Here is a 1048-nt window from a genome sequence, read left to right on the forward strand (position 1 = left end):
CGGAGTTCTCGGACAGTGGACCCCCTTAAAATCGGGGGACTACTGAAATGAGGAATGTGCAGAATGCCTGCATCACGTCGCCGGTTCAGCCAGGAGTTCAAGGACCAGCTGTGCGAGGAAGTCGTCTCGACTTCGAAAACAATCAAGTCCGTCGCCGACTCGTACGGGGTCGGTGCCGAGACGCTGCGTAACTGGCTGAAGAAGTACCGGCAGGAACACGACACCACGGGCACCGAGGTTCCGCTGACAGGCTCGGAGCGGGCCCGGCTGATGGAGCTGGAGCGGGAGAACCAGGAGCTGCGTGCGGAGGCTGCGTTCCTGAAAAAAGCCGCTGCATACTTCGCGCGGGAGCCACGGTAGTGGCGAAGTATGAATTCATCGATTCCCAGACCCGGTCCCCGGACGTTCCGGCGTTGGTGAAGATGTGCCGCTGGCTCGGGGTGTCCCGGTCCGGGTTCTACCACTGGCGCTCCCGCCCGCTGTCGGCCACCGCGGCGCGCAGGGGCGTGCTCACGGAGCGGGTGAAGCACTTCTTCGCCGCCTCCGACGGCACGTACGGCTACCGGCGGATCCACGCGGACCTGGCCGCGGAGGGCACCGAATGCTCCCCGGAGCTGGTCCGCCAGATCATGCGTGCCAACAACCTGGTGCCGTGCCAGCCGCGCCCGTTCCGCACCACCACGCAGGCGGATGCCGAAGCCGCGGCGAGGATCCCTGACCTGGTGCGCAGGGACTTCACCGCGGACCGTCCCGGGGAGAAGTTCGTCGGCGACATCACCTACATCCACACCTGGCAGGGCTTCGTCTACCTGGCCACGGTCATCGACTGCTTTTCGAAGAAGGTCGTGGGCTGGGCCGTCGCCGACCACATGCGTGCCGAGCTGGTCGAATCCGCGCTCCGGAACGCCGCGGCATCCACGCTCATCCGCCCCGGCGCGATCTGGCACTCGGACCGGGGCAGCCAATACACCTCCGCATCCTTCCGGGCCCTCGTGGCGGGCCTGGGCATGCGTTCCTCGATGGGCCGCACCGGGGTGTGCTGGGACAA

General features: G+C 66.4%; 1 pseudogene. It reads left to right on the forward strand.

Features of this window, described 5'->3' with window-relative positions:
* Window positions 1-63: 63 nt before the first annotated feature.
* Window positions 64-1048: pseudogene (locus LQV16_RS23515) on the forward strand (IS3 family transposase); the annotation flags it as partial.

The sequence above is a fragment of the Arthrobacter sp. Bi26 genome, assembly GCF_918697925.1.
Lineage (GTDB): Bacteria > Actinomycetota > Actinomycetes > Actinomycetales > Micrococcaceae > Arthrobacter.